17 protein-coding genes are annotated in these 17,209 nt (G+C 31.5%); 6 read left to right on the forward strand and 11 right to left on the reverse strand.

Annotated features, from left to right (window positions below; translation table 11 throughout):
• Positions 1 to 1,877: 1,877 nt before the first annotated feature.
• From RWL85_RS03320 to RWL85_RS03335, 4 genes are all read right to left on the reverse strand, one after another.
• A complete protein-coding gene (locus tag RWL85_RS03320; RefSeq protein WP_314084995.1) occupies positions 1,878 to 2,837 on the reverse strand; it encodes an Rpn family recombination-promoting nuclease/putative transposase in 960 nt (319 codons plus the stop codon).
• Positions 2,838 to 3,040: 203 nt separating this feature from the next.
• Entirely contained in the window at positions 3,041 to 4,171 is a 1,131-nt protein-coding gene (locus RWL85_RS03325; RefSeq protein WP_314084997.1) for a nucleotidyltransferase family protein, read from the reverse strand.
• Between the two features lie 124 nt (positions 4,172 to 4,295).
• Positions 4,296 to 4,889: a sarcalumenin gene (locus RWL85_RS03330; protein ID WP_314084999.1), complete on the reverse strand. Its 594-nt coding sequence runs from the start codon at positions 4,887 to 4,889 to the stop codon at positions 4,296 to 4,298.
• 237 nt (positions 4,890 to 5,126) lie between these two features.
• The gene (locus RWL85_RS03335) at positions 5,127 to 5,699 is read right to left on the reverse strand and encodes a hypothetical protein (RefSeq protein WP_314085000.1); all 573 of its coding nucleotides are present in this window, start codon (positions 5,697 to 5,699) and stop codon (positions 5,127 to 5,129) included.
• Between the two features lie 239 nt (positions 5,700 to 5,938).
• On the opposite strand from RWL85_RS03335, the gene RWL85_RS03340 reads away from it, so the two are divergent.
• Genes RWL85_RS03340 through RWL85_RS03355 form a run of 4 tightly spaced genes read left to right on the forward strand, consistent with a single transcriptional unit; the run spans position 5,939 to position 7,262 of the window.
• The gene (locus tag RWL85_RS03340) at positions 5,939 to 6,133 is read left to right on the forward strand and encodes a hypothetical protein (protein ID WP_314085002.1); all 195 of its coding nucleotides are present in this window, start codon (positions 5,939 to 5,941) and stop codon (positions 6,131 to 6,133) included.
• Between the two features lie 20 nt (positions 6,134 to 6,153).
• Positions 6,154 to 6,366 carry a DUF2922 domain-containing protein gene (locus RWL85_RS03345; RefSeq protein WP_314085004.1) on the forward strand — a complete coding sequence of 71 codons (213 nt, stop codon included), beginning with the start codon at positions 6,154 to 6,156 and terminating at the stop codon, positions 6,364 to 6,366.
• Between the two features lie 40 nt (positions 6,367 to 6,406).
• Positions 6,407 to 6,565 carry a YvrJ family protein gene (locus RWL85_RS03350; RefSeq protein WP_314085006.1) on the forward strand — a complete coding sequence of 53 codons (159 nt, stop codon included), beginning with the start codon at positions 6,407 to 6,409 and terminating at the stop codon, positions 6,563 to 6,565.
• Between the two features lie 22 nt (positions 6,566 to 6,587).
• Positions 6,588 to 7,262, forward strand: a complete 675-nt coding sequence (locus tag RWL85_RS03355; RefSeq protein ID WP_314085008.1) for a CHAP domain-containing protein — start codon at positions 6,588 to 6,590, stop codon at positions 7,260 to 7,262.
• Positions 7,263 to 7,482: 220 nt separating this feature from the next.
• Here RWL85_RS03355 and RWL85_RS03360 read toward each other — a convergent pair whose 3' ends face one another.
• Positions 7,483 to 8,601, reverse strand: coding sequence for a LysM peptidoglycan-binding domain-containing protein (locus tag RWL85_RS03360; RefSeq protein ID WP_314085010.1), 1,119 nt, complete (start codon positions 8,599 to 8,601; stop codon positions 7,483 to 7,485).
• 352 nt (positions 8,602 to 8,953) lie between these two features.
• Between RWL85_RS03360 and RWL85_RS03365 the strand changes: the two genes are divergently transcribed.
• A complete protein-coding gene (locus tag RWL85_RS03365) occupies positions 8,954 to 9,682 on the forward strand; it encodes a cytochrome c biogenesis CcdA family protein (RefSeq protein ID WP_314085012.1) in 729 nt (242 codons plus the stop codon).
• A gap of 28 nt (positions 9,683 to 9,710) precedes the next feature.
• Positions 9,711 to 10,289 carry a TlpA disulfide reductase family protein gene (locus RWL85_RS03370; RefSeq protein WP_314085014.1) on the forward strand — a complete coding sequence of 193 codons (579 nt, stop codon included), beginning with the start codon at positions 9,711 to 9,713 and terminating at the stop codon, positions 10,287 to 10,289.
• Between the two features lie 156 nt (positions 10,290 to 10,445).
• Here RWL85_RS03370 and RWL85_RS03375 read toward each other — a convergent pair whose 3' ends face one another.
• The 6 genes from RWL85_RS03375 to manA form a co-directional block, all read right to left on the reverse strand.
• Entirely contained in the window at positions 10,446 to 11,264 is an 819-nt protein-coding gene (locus tag RWL85_RS03375) for an acetylxylan esterase (protein ID WP_314085016.1), read from the reverse strand.
• Positions 11,265 to 11,315: 51 nt separating this feature from the next.
• The gene (locus RWL85_RS03380; RefSeq protein WP_314085018.1) at positions 11,316 to 12,143 is read right to left on the reverse strand and encodes an acetylxylan esterase; all 828 of its coding nucleotides are present in this window, start codon (positions 12,141 to 12,143) and stop codon (positions 11,316 to 11,318) included.
• Positions 12,144 to 12,201: 58 nt separating this feature from the next.
• Positions 12,202 to 13,134, reverse strand: coding sequence for an alpha/beta fold hydrolase (locus RWL85_RS03385; RefSeq protein ID WP_314085020.1), 933 nt, complete (start codon positions 13,132 to 13,134; stop codon positions 12,202 to 12,204).
• A 202-nt stretch (positions 13,135 to 13,336) separates the two neighbouring features.
• Positions 13,337 to 14,890 carry a sodium:solute symporter gene (locus RWL85_RS03390; protein WP_314085022.1) on the reverse strand — a complete coding sequence of 518 codons (1,554 nt, stop codon included), beginning with the start codon at positions 14,888 to 14,890 and terminating at the stop codon, positions 13,337 to 13,339.
• Between the two features lie 152 nt (positions 14,891 to 15,042).
• Positions 15,043 to 15,921 carry an N-acetylneuraminate lyase gene (locus RWL85_RS03395; protein WP_314085024.1) on the reverse strand — a complete coding sequence of 293 codons (879 nt, stop codon included), beginning with the start codon at positions 15,919 to 15,921 and terminating at the stop codon, positions 15,043 to 15,045.
• Between the two features lie 330 nt (positions 15,922 to 16,251).
• Complete coding sequence (gene manA / locus RWL85_RS03400; RefSeq protein ID WP_314085026.1) at positions 16,252 to 17,199, reverse strand: mannose-6-phosphate isomerase, class I; 948 nt, start codon at positions 17,197 to 17,199, stop codon at positions 16,252 to 16,254.
• Positions 17,200 to 17,209 lie beyond the last annotated feature (10 nt).

Consider the following 17,209-nt stretch of genomic DNA (forward strand, 5'->3'; position numbering starts at 1 on the left):
AACTCATAAAAAACACCCCTTTCACTGTTTTGTCCAGTAAAAGGGGTACATATCAATTACTCAGAACAACATCTCCTCCATTAAAATTCGAACTTTAGTTCTCTTTTGTTACCATAATAATATATTTTTAAATTATTTTCAAATGGTAAGATTAGTAAAATACAACTATTTTTCTTAAATTATTAAGTATACTTCTTGTGCTTATTTTATTGTTATTTACCTTATTACTAAATAATTGATTATTTTATCAAATTCACATACCAAAATTACTATAATAAAATATTTTTTAAAAACATATAAAATTGTAAACCTGTATTTCTCTATTCTAAAATATAAAATGCAATTACCATATTAGTTGAAACCTTTCAAAGAAAATAATACCACTCCAATATTACTTTTTTCTATATAAACTAGCCTATAAAGTTGTTTTCATCACACTTCTTTATCTTATATTTATTTTGCTAAACTGAGTGTCTTAATTCAATAAAACTATTAACACTCTTATTTATCACTTTAAACTATTACGAGCACTGTGTTTCACAATAACTATACATACATATATATAAATTATTATAACTATCTAGAAACATTAAAGTTTCACTTTATCTAATTTTTCAATCTCTTATTCTTTCAGTAATCCGCCAAAAATTTTTAACTTTCAACGCTTAACCATATTAAATATAGTATCGATTTAAGTATCCATTTTCTAGTATATTCATCTTGTTATATATTTACCTTTTTCAAAGAAATACACTATACTCTCTTTTTATTCTCAACATTCATAAATATTAGTTGTTTTTATTTGTCATATTCATCCTCCTAATAATTGATAACCTTTAAAATTATTGTTCTCAAATTCTCCTATAAAAAATGTATTTCTTTCATAAATTAACTAAAAAATACATCTTAAAGCAATGAATATAATTTTAACAAATATTTTATTTATGACCCAGAAAAAGTTTTACTTTCCTAATATTATTTATAAAATAATTTATTTATACAGATAACATTAATATTCTTAATACAGCTACATAAAAAAGATGTAACAGGACTCAAAAACTTATTATAGTAATGTTTTAAAGTTCATATTTTCTAAATAACTAAGTTATTACAGAAAAAATAATATTAATTATATTCCCTTAACTTTAAACATACTTAAAAACAACTTAAATCATAATATATTTTTTATAATTATAACCATCAAATATCTCTTATTAGGTATTTAAAAATACTTTCCAATCTAACAATTATTCTTTTTCAGTAAATCGATATTGGTTGCTATAAATTCCAATACCCTTATACTTAAAAAATAATACTTAATTTAGAACCACCCTCAATTTATAACACTAAAATATAGGTATGCTATTTAATATATCTATATAAATTGTAAATGTTAAAATAAAAGTGTAAACAAATTTCAAGATAAAAATGTACAAAAAATATATAATGTAGATATCTTAAAAAAAGAGACATCTATAATATTAGAAATAAAAACACCTACTGAAATTAAGTTGAATTCATTAGAAGATTTAAAGGAGTACAAGAAATTTATGGACGATAATAATTTAAAAATAAATATAGCCACCCTCTATCTATACACCTATAATTTCTAATTATTTGTCATTAAACTGTTCTTATTATTTCACCTATACAAAAAACTCGAACATAAGATTTCTCCTAGATTCGAGTTTTTCAACTTTCTTCATTTTTGAGAGCAACTCAAAAATCGCGATTTCATAGAAATCACTTTTTTAGAGTTACTTCCTGCAGCGGTTTATTAGACATCCAAAAAACTTTTAAAGCGAATTCGGATGTCGATATTAATATTTACTTGTTACTTTTTGGAATTTAAAATTACTAGGTTATAGCTGTTTCAACTATAGATATTTCTCAAATTCTTGCTCGCTTAGATTTAATTTACTAGCTCCTATTCCTTTAGTTAGATGCCCTCCTTTTACTAAATCAGCAATCATATTTATTGTTTCCACTCTTTCTTGTGCTCTTCCCTGCTCAATTCCTTCTTCTCTTCCTCGTTGAATTCCTTGTTCTATTCCTTGTTGAAGTCCTTGCTCTAACGCCTCTTCTCTCGATTCTTCTACATAAGCTAGATGCGCATTCCAACCATCCCAAGCTCGTATGTACTCATCAAACATAGCTCTATCCTCCTTATTCCATTCTTTTACATCTAGTATTCTATCCGCCTTCGCTATTATATTTCCCGGTTTGTGTGTAAATGGTTTGTTACCAAATAATTCCATCCAGCGTACTTTATTATAACTTGCTTTCATCTCTGGTTTGTATTTTTTCAACTCCAAAAATGCTATTTGTACTAGATTTCTTTTCTCTTCTATTCCTTTTACTCTAACTTTTAATTCTTCTTTTGTTTCACTATCTCTTAAACTAAAATTGTGAATCGCTCTATCATCTTCAAAATAATTTTCCTCTGCTATCGCCACTGCATAAACTGGTATTAATTCTTTCGCTAAATGGTGGGTTAATATATTATCACCTTTATAACTATCTAAATTTTTTGAGACCTGTTCACAGATATATATCCATAATCTTTTTATAAAATCTGTTTGGTAGGCTACTTGTATTTCTATCACAACTTGTGTCTTGTCATTTAATTCTGCTAGTACATCTACCTGTGTAGTGAAATCTGGTAAGATTTTACTAGTTGTTACGTGTATTTGAGTTCCATCTAATATTTTTACACTTTCGACCGGCAACTCTAAAATATCTCGAATAAATTCCGCAGTTATTTCTGTATCGCTAAATATTTTTTTCGCCATTAAATCCATCATCGGTTTCACGTCTTTGTGTCTTATATTTTCCATTTTGAATCCCCCTATTTATTTTAAAAAAATTTCATAATCTCCGCTAATTCCTACCTTCATTATACTCTAGAAAGGGTATTTTTTCTATTAATAACATCAATAAAACACATTATTTATCAACTAAAACAACAACCATAACTGAATATACAGATTTAGCATACAATATTTCTCTAGACAATTATTCCCCTATTTCTTATTTTTCATTAATCTATAATTTTCACATTTTCTTTAAAAATGTCTCCACTTTTTTTCAACATCTCATATATTCTTGCTACTTTTATATCGTGTTTGAAATGCATACTGTTTTTACTATTTAACAGAGGGTTTAGCGTGATCTTCCCTTCTTTATTTATCTCTCGTATCAGCGGTGATGATGCTCTTTTCACAGCTAGCACCCTGTAGTTTTTTGTTGAAAAATAGTTTTTAAAATCTTCTTTGGTCGTATGAGTGAGAATGTGCAAAAGTATCCTTTGTATTTTTTTGTTACTATACCTTTTAGTGCTTATAGTTTTTACTAAATCACTATAATTCTCAACCTTAAGTGCCGCTTCAAAAATTCTATTTTCCAAACCTTCACTCACATCATAAATTTTTTCTATCCCATCTTTTCCGAGAGATAATATTTTATATTTTATAAAAGGGAACAAGTTATCTTCCGTTATTATTTCATCTATTTTTAGATCTGTTAACATTTCTTTTGTAAGATACTTTTCGACTTTTTTGTCATTAATATTTTTTCTTATAGCTGTTGCACTAAGATGTGCATACTCACTCAATCCTGTACTATTTAGCCCCTGCCCTTCTCTTTTCACAGGTAACAGTTCTATATCTAAATCAGCATCTTTAATAGCTTTGTAATAACTGTATGCTAAACTAAAGTTCGGATTATTTTTTTCCAGACCATATAATTCACTATTTATTCTTGCATAGTTATAACCTTTTTTTATAAACTGTTTATAGTCTTCTTGTGCGGTATTTTTTTGTTTTTTATATATTTCCTGGAAAATATTTATATCTTCGTTTTCAGTTCCAAAGATAAGATGTGTTATACCTGCCCCAGCCAAAATTTCGATACTTTTCTTTGCAAAATCGTCACCATATGCCACACTTCCTAAATACGGTAGAGCAATCACTAAATCACAACCGCACCTTACAGCTTCTTTAGCTCTAGCATAACCATCGACAATAGCGACTTCTCCTCTTTGCGTAAAGAATTCACTCATCACACAAATAACCTCACCGTTATTTTCATCAGCTATCTTTCTTGCACATTCTATCAAATATCTATGACCACTATGCAAGGGATTAAATTCCGCAACTATACCTATTCTCATTTTTTCACCTCTCTTTTCACATTTTCAACTTCATTTAATTTCTATACAAAAGCAAGCGAGTTCGACCACTTAATATATTAGATACCGTTAGCATATACTAAGCAACCCCCTCGCTATGTTTCTTTTATTCTTTTGATTTCTTTTCGTCAGTAGTATTTTTTGAATCTACATCTACTTTTTCTACACTATTATCTTCAAAAATATCAACAGTCCACCCTACCAGACTTCCATCATCCGCAGCTACTTTACTTATCGAAAATTGTCTTTTTTTCTTGTCTCCATCAGTTAGCCTTTTTATCTCTGCTTTACCGAAGTCTAATGCTTCTTTTTGAGATTTGAATACTTTTCCTGTAGTACCGACACCTTCTGATTCCGATAGTTTTTTACCTTTATAGATTTCTGTCACAGCAGATCTTTGGGCATTTTCATTAACAGCAGCTTTATTTTGAACATTACCTTCTGCCTCCTGCCCTTTCTTTTCTACTGTTGTTGAAACCTTGTTTTCATTCTCTGTTTCTTTTTCGTTTTCTTTTACTTTATTTTCTTCTTTTTCTTTTTTGCGATCTACTTGCTCTTGTTTCTTATCCTTTTGAGACGAGTCTGTTTTTTTAACTTCCTCTTCTTTTCCAAAATAACTAAATATTAAAAGTATAACCCCTGCCAAAACAAGTGAAATCACACTATATACCAAAATCTTAATAAATTTATTTTTTTCCATGATTCCTTTTCCTTTTTTATACTTACATAATATTATACCACTTATCTGTATATTTTGCTAAGATTTAAAGATTTTTATCATCGCTTTTACACTGTGGATTTTCTTTATGAATTTTATCTTTTCATCTCAGATAAATAAGATGTTTTTTGTTAATGTAAAAAACTCACAGAGTCTCTGCAAGCAATAACCCTTCATAATTTATAGATTATTTTCTTACGACTCTATGAGCTTTCTATTTTATCCTTGTGTTATTTTAACAACAACTTCACCTTTGTTATTACTTTCTAATGTATAACTGTAACTTTTTTTATTTTCTTTTACTAAGCGGTTGATCTCTTCATTTGCATATGCTTTTGCTGCATCAACATTACTAAATGTTCCTGGCGCTGTTGCTCCACCATTTGCTTCAGCAACTTCTTTTTTATCATCTTTATTTGAAGTATTCGCCTTATTATTTGTTGTGTTATTGTTAGAGTTTTGTGCATTATTTACAGCAGTGTTGCTGTTAGCTGGTTTGTTATTTTCTGATCTAGTGTTGTTAGAAGATGATGAAGTATTTCCATTTTCTTTATTTTCTCTATATTTTTCTTCATCACTTTTTTCTTTTGTTTTAGATTTTGAGTTGTTTTTCTCTTTATCTTTATCTTTTTCTTTGTCTTTTGATTTAGATGTTGATGTTGTTTCTTCGTCTTTTTTCTTACTAGAGCTGTCACCACCAGTGAAATAACTAATTCCTATGAATAACGCACTACATAAAAATATAGCTAATACTATTCCCCATAATACTTTCAGTAATCTATTGTCTTTCATGGTATTTCCCTCCTTTGTTTCTAATATATTATAATACTATTTCAGTTTTATTTCCACTACTTTTTTAATTATTATTTATATATTTTTATCATACCCTTGATAAGTCTTGATGAAATAACTTTTTTAAATTTTTTTTTAATTTTTTTCGTTTTTCGTGAAAAAATCCTCTTTGTTTTTTCGATATATATAGTGTCAGAGGCCAAAGACAAAAATTTTTAAACATAAAGGAGATTCATAAAATGAAATTACTAAAAAAAGTATTACACTTAAACTACAGTGAGGCTAAAGGGCAAAAACAGGTTATTAAAAGTTATCATTTCGATGTTAATCCAACTGCTAACGATGATACGTTAAAAGAGGTTGGAGAGGAATTGAAAAAATTAGTTTCTAAAACTATCGACACTGTGACTATCAACATTAAAGAACTTGTCTAATTTAGAAGGGAGATTATATTATGGAAAAAAAATTAAACATTTATTTCACAACTGAAAATAAAAAAACTTATCACATCGCGATTTCACATCCTAAAGATGATTTAAGTAAAGCTACTGTAGAGGCTGTTGCGCAAAAGATTGTTGAGACAAAAGTTCTAAACAATGAAAAACGTGTTTTAACAGCTTTTAAAAAAGCTACTTACGTCACTCGTGAAGCTAGCGAACTTCAATAATAGAAGGGAGGGAGGTGCGGTTTATGCCGCACCTTTTTTTATGGATATACTAAATTTTATTAATACTGTAGGTTTTCCTATTTTTGTTGCGGTATTTTTCTTATTAAAATTGGATAATACTCTTCAAAGTATAGGTAAAAGTTTAAATGATCTCACACGTATTATAGAAACAAAGTTAAACCTAGATATTAAAGAGTAGAATGATATAGGGAGTAAATATTATGACAAGTCAACAAACAATGGTAAACTGGGCAAAAGATAATGTGTATAAATGGATTGACATGGATGGTATGTACGGTGCACAATGCGTTGATCTTACTATGGCGTATGTGAAGAATTTCGCAGATTTTCAAATATACGGCAACGCCATCGATTATTTAACCAATCCTATTCCTCCCGGCTGGAGAAGATACTTTAAAGGTGATGCTGAGATTGCACCTGGGGATATAGCAATATGGCATTGGGGAGATTGGGATAGTTATGGTCATGTCGGTATTGTTATAGAAGTCAACAACGGGCTTATAACTTCTGTAGAACAGAATGTTGATGGAACACCTGAACGTGGAGGTATAGCTCGTATTATGAGCAGGAATGATACTTATCTTGCAGGATTTATTAGACCTAGCTATGATTCTAGCGAGGAGTGGACTCGCGTACCTGAGAATGGACGTTTTACTGTAAATGTACCGTCTATCAATGTTAGAAATAAACCTAGCAAAGTCGGAAAGGTGCTCAACACCTACTATAAGGGAGAAAAGGTATTTTATGATAGCTATGTTATCAAAGAAGGATTCGTTTGGATTAGTTATGTTTCCTATTCAAATGAGCGCCACTATATGGCAATAGGGACTCACGACGGTACACAGAGAACTAGCTGCTGGGGAGATTTCGATTAGTTTCAAATAATTATATAGAAGGGAGTGCCTCAAAAATCTTGATTTCGAAGAAACAAGATTTTGTCGAGCCACTCCTTCATAGTTTATTAGATATCTAAAAGATTTTGAAATTTAATTCTAGCTCTTATGTCCTGGGGTAGTTTCCTTTGAAGGAATATAATTTTATTGTCCAAACAAAAAAAGCAACTGGAAATCCAATTGCTTTTTATTCATTTTCTAATTATTTAACACGGATGTAAACTGCTCCGCTACCTACGTTTGCAGTGTTAAGAGCTGTTTGGTTACCATTCCATCCACCGTGGATAGCTTGTCCGTTTCCTGCGTAAACTGCGATATGAGCTAATCCCATTCCACCGTTCGCATAGTAGATTAAGTCTCCTGGTTGAGCTTGAGATGCTGGAACTACAGTTCCTAAGCTCATGTATCCTGCTGGCCAGTCGTGGAAGTTGATTCCTACTGCTTTAAGAGCGTTTGTTACTAGCAGTGTACAATCTTGGAAAACTCCTAATTGAGATAATGCTGCTTGGTAGATCGCTGCTCCTTTGTTTGAAGATGCAACTTGAGTTGTTGCTGCTGCAGCTGGTGCTGCTGCTTGAGCTGTTACAGTTGGAGCTGCTGTTGCTACTACTGGTGTAGCTGCTGGTTTATCTGCTGCTTTCGCAACTGCTGGAGTAGTAGCTGGTTTTGTTTCAGCTTTAACTTCTGCTTTTGGTGCTGCTACTTCTTTTTTAGCTTCTACTTTTGGCGCTGCTGGTGTAGCTGCTTTTTCTTCAACTTTCGCTGGAGCCGGTGCCGCTACTGGAGCAGCTGCTGTTGCTACTGTTGGTGTAACTGTAGCTTTTGGAGCTACTGTTTGAACTGGGTCAACTTTTACTACTGTTTTTTCTGCAGTGTCTTCTACAACAGTTGCTTTTGGAACTGTTACTTCTGCAGTTTTCGCTGCACCTGCATCAACTTTTAATACTGTTCCTACATAAATTAGGTTAGGGTTAGAAAGATTGTTTAATTTAACAAGCTCGTCTACTGAAACTCCAAATCTGTCAGCAACTTTTCCTAAAGTGTCTCCTAATACTACTGTGTAGTATCCTTGTTCTTTAGCTTGAGCCACTTGAGCTACTGTTGTATTGTAAGTTAATTTATCTCCAGGGAAGATTAATGCACTTGTTAAGTTGTTATCTTGCATAAGTTGCTCAACAGTTGTACCGTTGTTTACTGCGATATCCCAAAGAGTATCACCTTTTTTTACTGTATATGTATCAGCGTCAGCGATTTGAGATAATCCAACACCTACTGTCGAAACGATTGCCGTTGCGGCTACTAATTTTTGTAATTTACTCATAATTTTTTGATCTCCTTAAATTAGGTTCGAGTCAAGCGACTCATTCATCTATTTATAAATACTGTTTTATTTTCTAATCTTTAATTTCTTTTACTATTTCCTAAACTATAAACGTCATAGATCTCGTTCAAGCTATGGCCGAACTTCTATATAATCTTGACATACTACCATTATATGTGCAATAGATAGTTTTTTCAAGGTTTGTAACAGTTTTGTAATAATAACGATAACTCTCTGTTACATTAGATTGATTCCGTAATCTTTAGGTTATTTTATAAGCAGTTTAATTGCATTTGAAACGTTTTTATAATATAGTAAATCTGTAATTTTTATTTTTTATCTGGGAGGTTTTATGACAGATTTTAATACAGCTAGTTCTGCGTTAAAGATGATTCTTGTCTTTTTAGAAGGGCTTCTTTCTTTTCTTTCTCCGTGCATAATACCAATATTACCAATTTATATCGGTATTCTTGCAGGAAAAAAAGAGATGAACGAACATGGAGAACTAACTTTTAATAAACGTAATACTATTACAAATACTCTTTCTTTTGTTTTGGGTATTTGTTCTACATTTTTTATCCTAGCATTTGCGACTAGTTTTATTAGTATTTTCTTAAATGAGAATATCAAAACTTTACAAATCGTTAGTGGTGTTTTAATTGTCTTTATGGGATTATTACAACTTGGGGTATTTAAAATTGGATTTTTAAAACAGGAATTTTCAATAAAGAATAAGGTGAAGAGAAAAGGAAATAAAACTACTCCGATTCTTGCATTTTTAATGGGATTCACTTTTAGTTTTTCTTGGACACCTTGTATCGGACCTATCTTGGCGAGTGTTTTCTTATACGCTTCTAGCCACACTGGTGTTATGAGTTTCTTATTGATTTTTGCGTACTGCTTAGGATTTATTTTACCATTTATCCTTGTTGCATTCTTCGCTTCAAAATTATTGAATCTATTCAAAAAACATACTAATATACTTAAATACACACAAATTATCTCTGGTATTATCCTTATTTTAATCGGTATTTTAATACTAAGTGGATCATTTGTTACATTAACTCGTTATTTTTCATAAATTTGTTATTTAATTGGAGGAATATAATATGAAAAAATTGTCTATACTTAGCACAACTCTTCTTAGCAGTGCTTTAATCTTGAGCGCATGTTCTAGTTCTACTGAGAAAAAGGAAGAGACTAACAAGCAAACTTCGACTACTTCATCTAGTGAAACTAAGCCTACCCAAGCATTTGATTTCACTGCGATGGATAAAGATGGAAAAACTGTAAAACTTAGTGATTTTAAAGGTAAAAAAGTCTATATAAATATGTGGGCTAGCTGGTGCGGTCCTTGTATAAGAGAAATCCCTGAGTTAGAAAAAGTTTATCAAAAATTAAAAGATAAGAATGATATCGTCTTTCTATCTATGACATCACCTAATGATGCTGTTTTTAAAAACCAGAATCCACAAGATAAGAGTAAGGATGTTATTCTTAAGAAAGCACAAGAACTTGGTATAACTTACCCTGTGCTTTTCGACATTAATGACCGCTTCATTATAAACTACGCAATTCGTTCGTTCCCGACACATATTTTAATTAATAGTGACGGTACATTCGAGACTAGAATCGCTGGAGCTGTGAATGAAGAAACTCTTACTAAAGAATTAGAAAAACTTAAATAATAAAAATATCCGAGTCTTATAGTTATACAGTTGGGGCTAACTCGACAAAAATCGATTTCTTTGAAATCACGATTTTTGAGTCACTCCCTATTTTTACAAATGTACTGTAAATAACTAGACTCGGATTTTATTGTTCACCTACTGTTTATCCTCTTTTTACACACTTTCCATCAACCACAGCTCCAATATTTTTTCATGAAGATCTCCTTCTTCATTTTCGAAAATTGTAACATTCTTTTTCTCAAATAAACTAGTTATCTTTTTGTTAATAACAATGTTTTTCTCATCTTCTAATGTCGAATAGCCAAAGTTAATCTCCGCTTCTACATCTCCAACGCAGTTTAACACATCTATTTCCTCTAATCTTTCTAGTAAATACTCTTCTTTTTCTGGATAGTTGCGAATATATTCTCGCAAGCTATCATATACTCCGATATCAAGATTTTCATCAAGAATGTATTTAAAATCAACATTTTGGACATTTGAGATAAATAGCCTAGATATTTTTTTAGAAATTGCTGAAACTACTAGAGCTATCGCTGCACCTTGTCCCTTAGCAACGATATTGATTTCTAAGTCTGGGAATTCTTTTACTAAAATATTCACTAAATCAATCGCATCTTGATAGGCATAGTTGTAATATAGCTCTTCTTGCTGATTGTTTGTTAGGAAAGGAAAATACATAGACGCTGGTTGTTTGTTTTCACTTCTTCCTCTATCTCCTCTAACATGAAGTGTCGCCCCACTATAGCCTAAAGCACAATATTTCATAAGTTTAACAGTGTTATTCGGCACTTTTTCATAATCTGGTATCTCTAAGATTATTCCTCTGGCTCTTATTTTTTTCACTACAATTTCAGCATAGATTTTTGAATTGTCTATTGCATTATATTCTATGGTTAAGTTTTGTAACTCAGGATAGTCTTTTTTTATACTAACTTTATAATTTAATTTTCTTTCTTTTTCTAATCTCATTTTCTCGCCTTCTTAGAGCATATCTGCATCAATTATATCGTATTTTTATCGCTATTCTCCTAACTTTCTTAAAACAAATTCATCAAAGAAATGTTCTTGGAGTACTTCGTGTTCAAATTTTCTATAATGAATGATTTCTTTGTTCGTTAATAAAGACAATAATTTATCCTGGCATTTTTCAGGTGTTCTCACATTCAAGTGGGAATAACCGTAATAAACTTTTGCTTCTACTTCTTTTGCATAATTCAGTATATCTATTTCGTTTAAACGACTCAACATATAATCTTCTTTTTCAGGGTAATTACGATTATAATCTCGAATAGCTTCATAAACTCCTACATCTGCATTTTCTTTAAAAATAATTGAGAAATCAATATTCTGAGCATTTGATATAAATAAGTTCGCTATATCTTTTGTTACTGCCGCCGCAACTAAGCCCGCACTTGCTCCTTGACCTATTGCTAGAACGTTAACTTCTAACTCTGGGAATTCTTTTTTCAATACTGCGATTAAGTCTATTACATCTTGATAGACAAAATTATAATATAACTCTTCATTTTGATTGTTTAAAAATGGGAAATATATCGAAGCTGCTTGTCTGTTTTCACTTTGTCCTGCTTGCCCTCTCACGTGTAATGAAGCTACCGCATAGTCTAGTATTGCATATCGTCCTAGGTTCAAATAATCTTTTGGGAACACCTTATAATCTGGTATTTCTACAAATATTCCTCTAGTTTCTCCTTTTGGAACCATCACCTCTGTATAAATTCTTGAATTATCTACTGCTGTGTATGTTAATTCGTAGTAATCCAACCGTGGGTGTTTGTAAGGAATTTTGTTTAGATTGTATTCAAATTGTCTGTTTTTATCTAATTTCATCTCTTTTTTTCCTCCTAACAGATTTTCTATATTTTAGTTTAATACTCACTTCTTCTTTTTAATCTTCTAATAAGAATCTTGCTGTTTTAGTGTTAAAATCTGGTATATTTTCGTGACCATACTTTTTGTATAAAATCATCTCTTTTTCACAAGACAAATTATTATACACTGCAAACTGAGTTTCTATCGGACATATAACATCAATATTACTAGCTCCAAATAACACTTTTGCCTTTATTCTTTGAGCGAAGTTTTTTGCGTCTATATAGGATAATCTATCGAATAATCTCTCGTCATTTTCCCCTGTTGTACTAAACCAACGCGAATAATAACGAATTCCTTCATAAGCTACTAGATCTAAATCAAGATCATATACTTTTTTCATATCTGATAAAAACGGGTAGAGAATTACACATTTTTTTATGTCGTTTAACCCAGCACAAATTGTTGCAAAACCACCACCTTGCGAACCTCCTGCACAGTTTATATTATCCGCATCTATTCCTTCAATATCCTTTGCAATGCGAATAAGTAAGCACATATCAAGAATATTTTTAACAAAAAGCATATTATCTACCTCATCATCGATACCTGCAACGATATGACCAGCAACGGTAGTTCCTTGAATACCTCCTATATCCTGACTTCTCCCGCCTTGACCTCGAAAATCCATTGCAAAGACCGCATACCCTAACGAGGCATATGCTGTTTTTTCAAACCAATTTCTATTACACCCTGGATAACCATGAAAATAAAACAAGGCTGGCACTTCTTTATCATTCATAGGTTTTATGAATTTCGCGTAGATACGTGCTCCATCATAACTTTTAAAATATAAATCGTAGTATTTCACTCCATCAAAATTAGAAAATTCCGTCTCTATTAATTCATAATCCAAAGGTACATTATTAATAAATTCCAACTTCTTATCCCAATATGAATCGAAATCTAACGGTCTTTTCCAAGTCCCCAAGTATTTGGTAATATCCATAGAATATCCTCCTGTTATTTTCATAATTAATTTCTTCAGTTAAATTATAACCTCTTAATAAAAGTATCTCAATAACTACTTATAATTTTTATAATATTTATTTTTTTAGTAGCCTTTTTTAATAGCCCCAACCTAGAAAAAGCAGCTCCTTATGTTTTAGGGCTGCTTTTTTGTTATATTTATACTTTAAGGGCTTAATTTATTATTTCACTTCTTTTACGTATTCTTGATCTTTAGTGTGAATAGTAAGTCCAGTGATATTTTTAGTAGATTTGAAGAAGAAACTACAGATATAACCGAATACTAATGCACTTAAGAATGAGAATCCTGAGAAGATGAATGGACTTTGTTTAGCATAAGTTGTGAAGTCTTGGATGTACCAACATACAATACCTGCTACTAATAATCCTAATAATGCTCCAGCTCCGTTTGCACGTTTAGTGAAGATACCAAGTGCAAATGTACCAGCTAAAGGCACTCCTAGAAGTCCGATATATTTAAGGAATAAATCCCAAGTTTCTTTTTGGTTAGTATTTACGAAGTATAATGCTGCGATTGTTCCTAATACCCCTGCTACAATGATGATAACACGAGCTAATAGAACATCTTGTTTAGCATCTTTACTTAATCCAAAGAAACGTTGTTTAATGTCAACTGTGATACAAGCTGAAATTGAGTTTAAGCTTGATGCGATAGTTGATTGAGCAGCTGCTAAGATAGCTGCGATTACTAATCCTGCGATACCTGCTGGTAATGCTGTTAAGATGAAGTAAGGTACTAAAGCTGTTGTGTTTGCTGCTTTACCTACTACTTCAGCGTTCATGAAGTCTGGTAATTTAGTTACAGCGTGGCTACCTTTGTAGAAGCTGTAAAGAACTGTTCCCATTCCGTAGAAGATTGGAATAGAGATGAATGCTAATAATCCGTTTGTCCAAAGTGATTTATTAGTTTCTTCAACTGATTCTGTTGTGCTGTAACGTTGTACTACGTCTTGAGAAGCAGTATATTGTTGTAAACTGTTAAATACTGATCCAATGAAGATAATTGGAATAGTAGATGCAGTTAATGACCAGTTAAATTTCTCAGCAGTTATAATTTTACCGTTAGCTAAAGCATCTTGAGTAATGTGTCCGAACCCACCTACTTCGTATGCTCCTAAGATGATTACTAAAACAGCTCCTCCAAGTAAAATAATACCTTGGATAACGTCTGTCCAGATAACCCCTTCAACCCCTCCTAAGAATGAGTAAACTACGCAAAGTAATCCGATTACCGCACACACTAAGAATGGGTTAAGTGTTGATACTGATGTAATGGCAACTGTTGGTAAATAAATAACGATAGCTACACGTCCGATGTGGAATAGTGAGAATAACACACTTCCTACTACACGAACACTAGGATTGAAACGTTCTTCTAAATATTCATACGCTGTAGTTACATTTAATTTTCTAAAGAATGGAACATAGTAGTGGATTAAGATAGGAATAATTGCGATAATTGAAAAGTTCCCAGCTGCATATGTCCAGTCTCCGTTGAATGCTTTTTCCGGTGTAGCCATAAATGTAATGGCCGATAATGTTGTTGCATAAATCGAGAATCCTACTGCCCAAGATGGAATGTTCCCTCCGGCTTTGAAGAATTCGTCCGTGCTTTCACCTGCTTTTTTAGTGAAATACACACCTATTGCTAGCATAGCTATTAAGTAAATTCCTAATACTATACTGTTAAGTGTACCAAATCCTATTTTGTCCATGGTACTTCCCTCCTATTTCGTTGTTTTATTTAATAATACTTTTTTATTATGGAAAAATTTTTCCATTTAGGGAAGAGGAGGGGTGCTCCTCTTCCTATTCCCCTGATTTTTAGTCCGTAGTTATTCGTTTTTTACTCTGTTATTGTTTAAAATTATAGGTCGTAAGCTTTAACAAGTTTTTCAACTTCTGCTAATTTAGCTGGATCGAATGATTTCATAGGTTTTTTACATGTTCCTGCATCAATACCTTTAACTTTTAAGATTTCTTTAAGAGTTTGGTATAATCCTAGTTCTAATACTTTTTCAATTACGTCATTTGCTTTGTGTTGAAGTTCGTAAGCTTCTGCAACTTTTCCTTCTTTAGCAAGTCTGAAGATTTCTTTACTTCTTTGTCCGTTAACGTTGTATGTTGAACCGATAGCTCCGTCTACTCCAGTAATAGCAGCTTGAACTAACATTTCATCGAATCCAGACCAGATTAATTTGTCAGGGAAACGTTTTCTGAATCTTTCTAATTGATAGAAGTCAGCTGCAGTGTATTTAACACCGATAACTTTTTCATCTTCGAATAATTCAGCGAATTGATCTAAACTAATTTTAACTCCTGTTAAGAATGGGATGTAGTAAAGAATCATGCTGTTATCTGTAGCATCGATAATTGTTTTGTAGTAGTGTTTGATTTCGTTGAATGATAGCGGATAGTAGAATGGTGTAACTGCTGATAATGAGTCATATCCTAATTCTGTAGCATATTTAGCTAATTCTACTGCTTCGTTTAAGTCTAATGACCCTACTTGAGCAATAAGTTTAACTCTATCTCCAACTACATCTTTTACTAATTTAAAGATTTGTTTCTTTTGAGTAGTGTTTAATAAGAAGTTCTCCCCACTACTTCCGTTTACGTATAGACCATCAACTTTACTTACGTTGATATTGTGTTCTATAACTTGTTTTAACCCCTCTTCTTTAACTTCACCATTTTCGTCAAATGGAATAAGTAAAGCCGAATAAATTCCTTTTAAATCTTTCATTGTAATAACCTCCGTTATTTGTTTTTATTTTTTTAAATTTCGTGTATTTATTTAACACATTAAATTTTAATACACTTATATTGTAAAACGTTTTCTGTTGTTTGTCAATAGAAAAAATAATTTTTTTTATTTTTTTGAAAACCTTTTAAATCATATAGTTGTTAATGTGTTTATTAATATTTTACAACTTACCTCTTCTCCTTTATACTATCACGATTTTAAAGCTATTTGTCTAGACCGCCTTTTCCTATTTAATACATTAAAAGTATCTAATTAAATAAAAAATAAGCAGATTGACATAATCTTACAATCTACTTATTTATCGTTATTTTATCTATCGTAACTTCCTATTAAAAACATATTTCCTTCTAGTGTATAGCTATCACACTTAGTTGTTAGTATAAAACTATCTCCTTTTTTAACATTGTGTTTAATCCCATCTATTACAACACTTCCAGCACCTTCAAGGACTGTAAATAGGTTCCCTGTTTTATTTTTTTCTATAACAATCTGTTCTATTACATTTATTTTGAAGACTGAAAAATACTTCTCATCTGCTAGGTAAGTTATAGTTGATTTTCCTACTTTTTCTTCTTTTGGATTAGTCGCTACTTTTTCAAATGGAACTTTTGTTACATCTTTTGTTTTCTCTATATGTAATTCTCTCTTATTTCCATCTTTATCTACACGATCATAATCATAAACTCTATATGTCGTGTCTGAATTTTGTTGGACTTCGTATATAAGAATACCCTCTCCTATAGCGTGAAGCGTTCCTGCTGGTATGTAGAAGAAATCTCCCGCTTTTACTTTTTCTTCGATGAACAACTCATTCCACTCTTCATTATCTATTCTACTATTAAACTCTTCATGTGTTTTTGCACTATGACCATATACTAATTTCGCATCTTCTTTAGCATCTAGTACGTACCAACATTCTGTTTTTCCTAGTTCTCCATTTTCATTCACCTTTGCATAGTCATCTTCTGGATGAACTTGAACAGATAAGTTATCACTTGCATCCAAAATTTTTATTAATAATGGAAACTTGTCATAAACTTTTTCGGTAAATAATGTAGGATGTTTTTCGTATGCATCTTTTAGTGTTAATCCTGCTAGCGAACCATTTGTAATTTTTGAGCTACCATTATCATGAGCTGCAATAACCCACACTTCTCCTATATCTCCTTGTGGAATTGAAAAATTAAATTTTTCTAAATTACGACCTCCCCATATTCTTTCGCAAAATACAGGTTCTAAAAATACTATTTTATCCATTTTCCCCTCC

Origin of the sequence: uncultured Gemella sp., from assembly GCF_963515875.1 — a bacterium.
Taxonomy (GTDB): Bacteria; Bacillota; Bacilli; order Staphylococcales; family Gemellaceae; genus Gemella.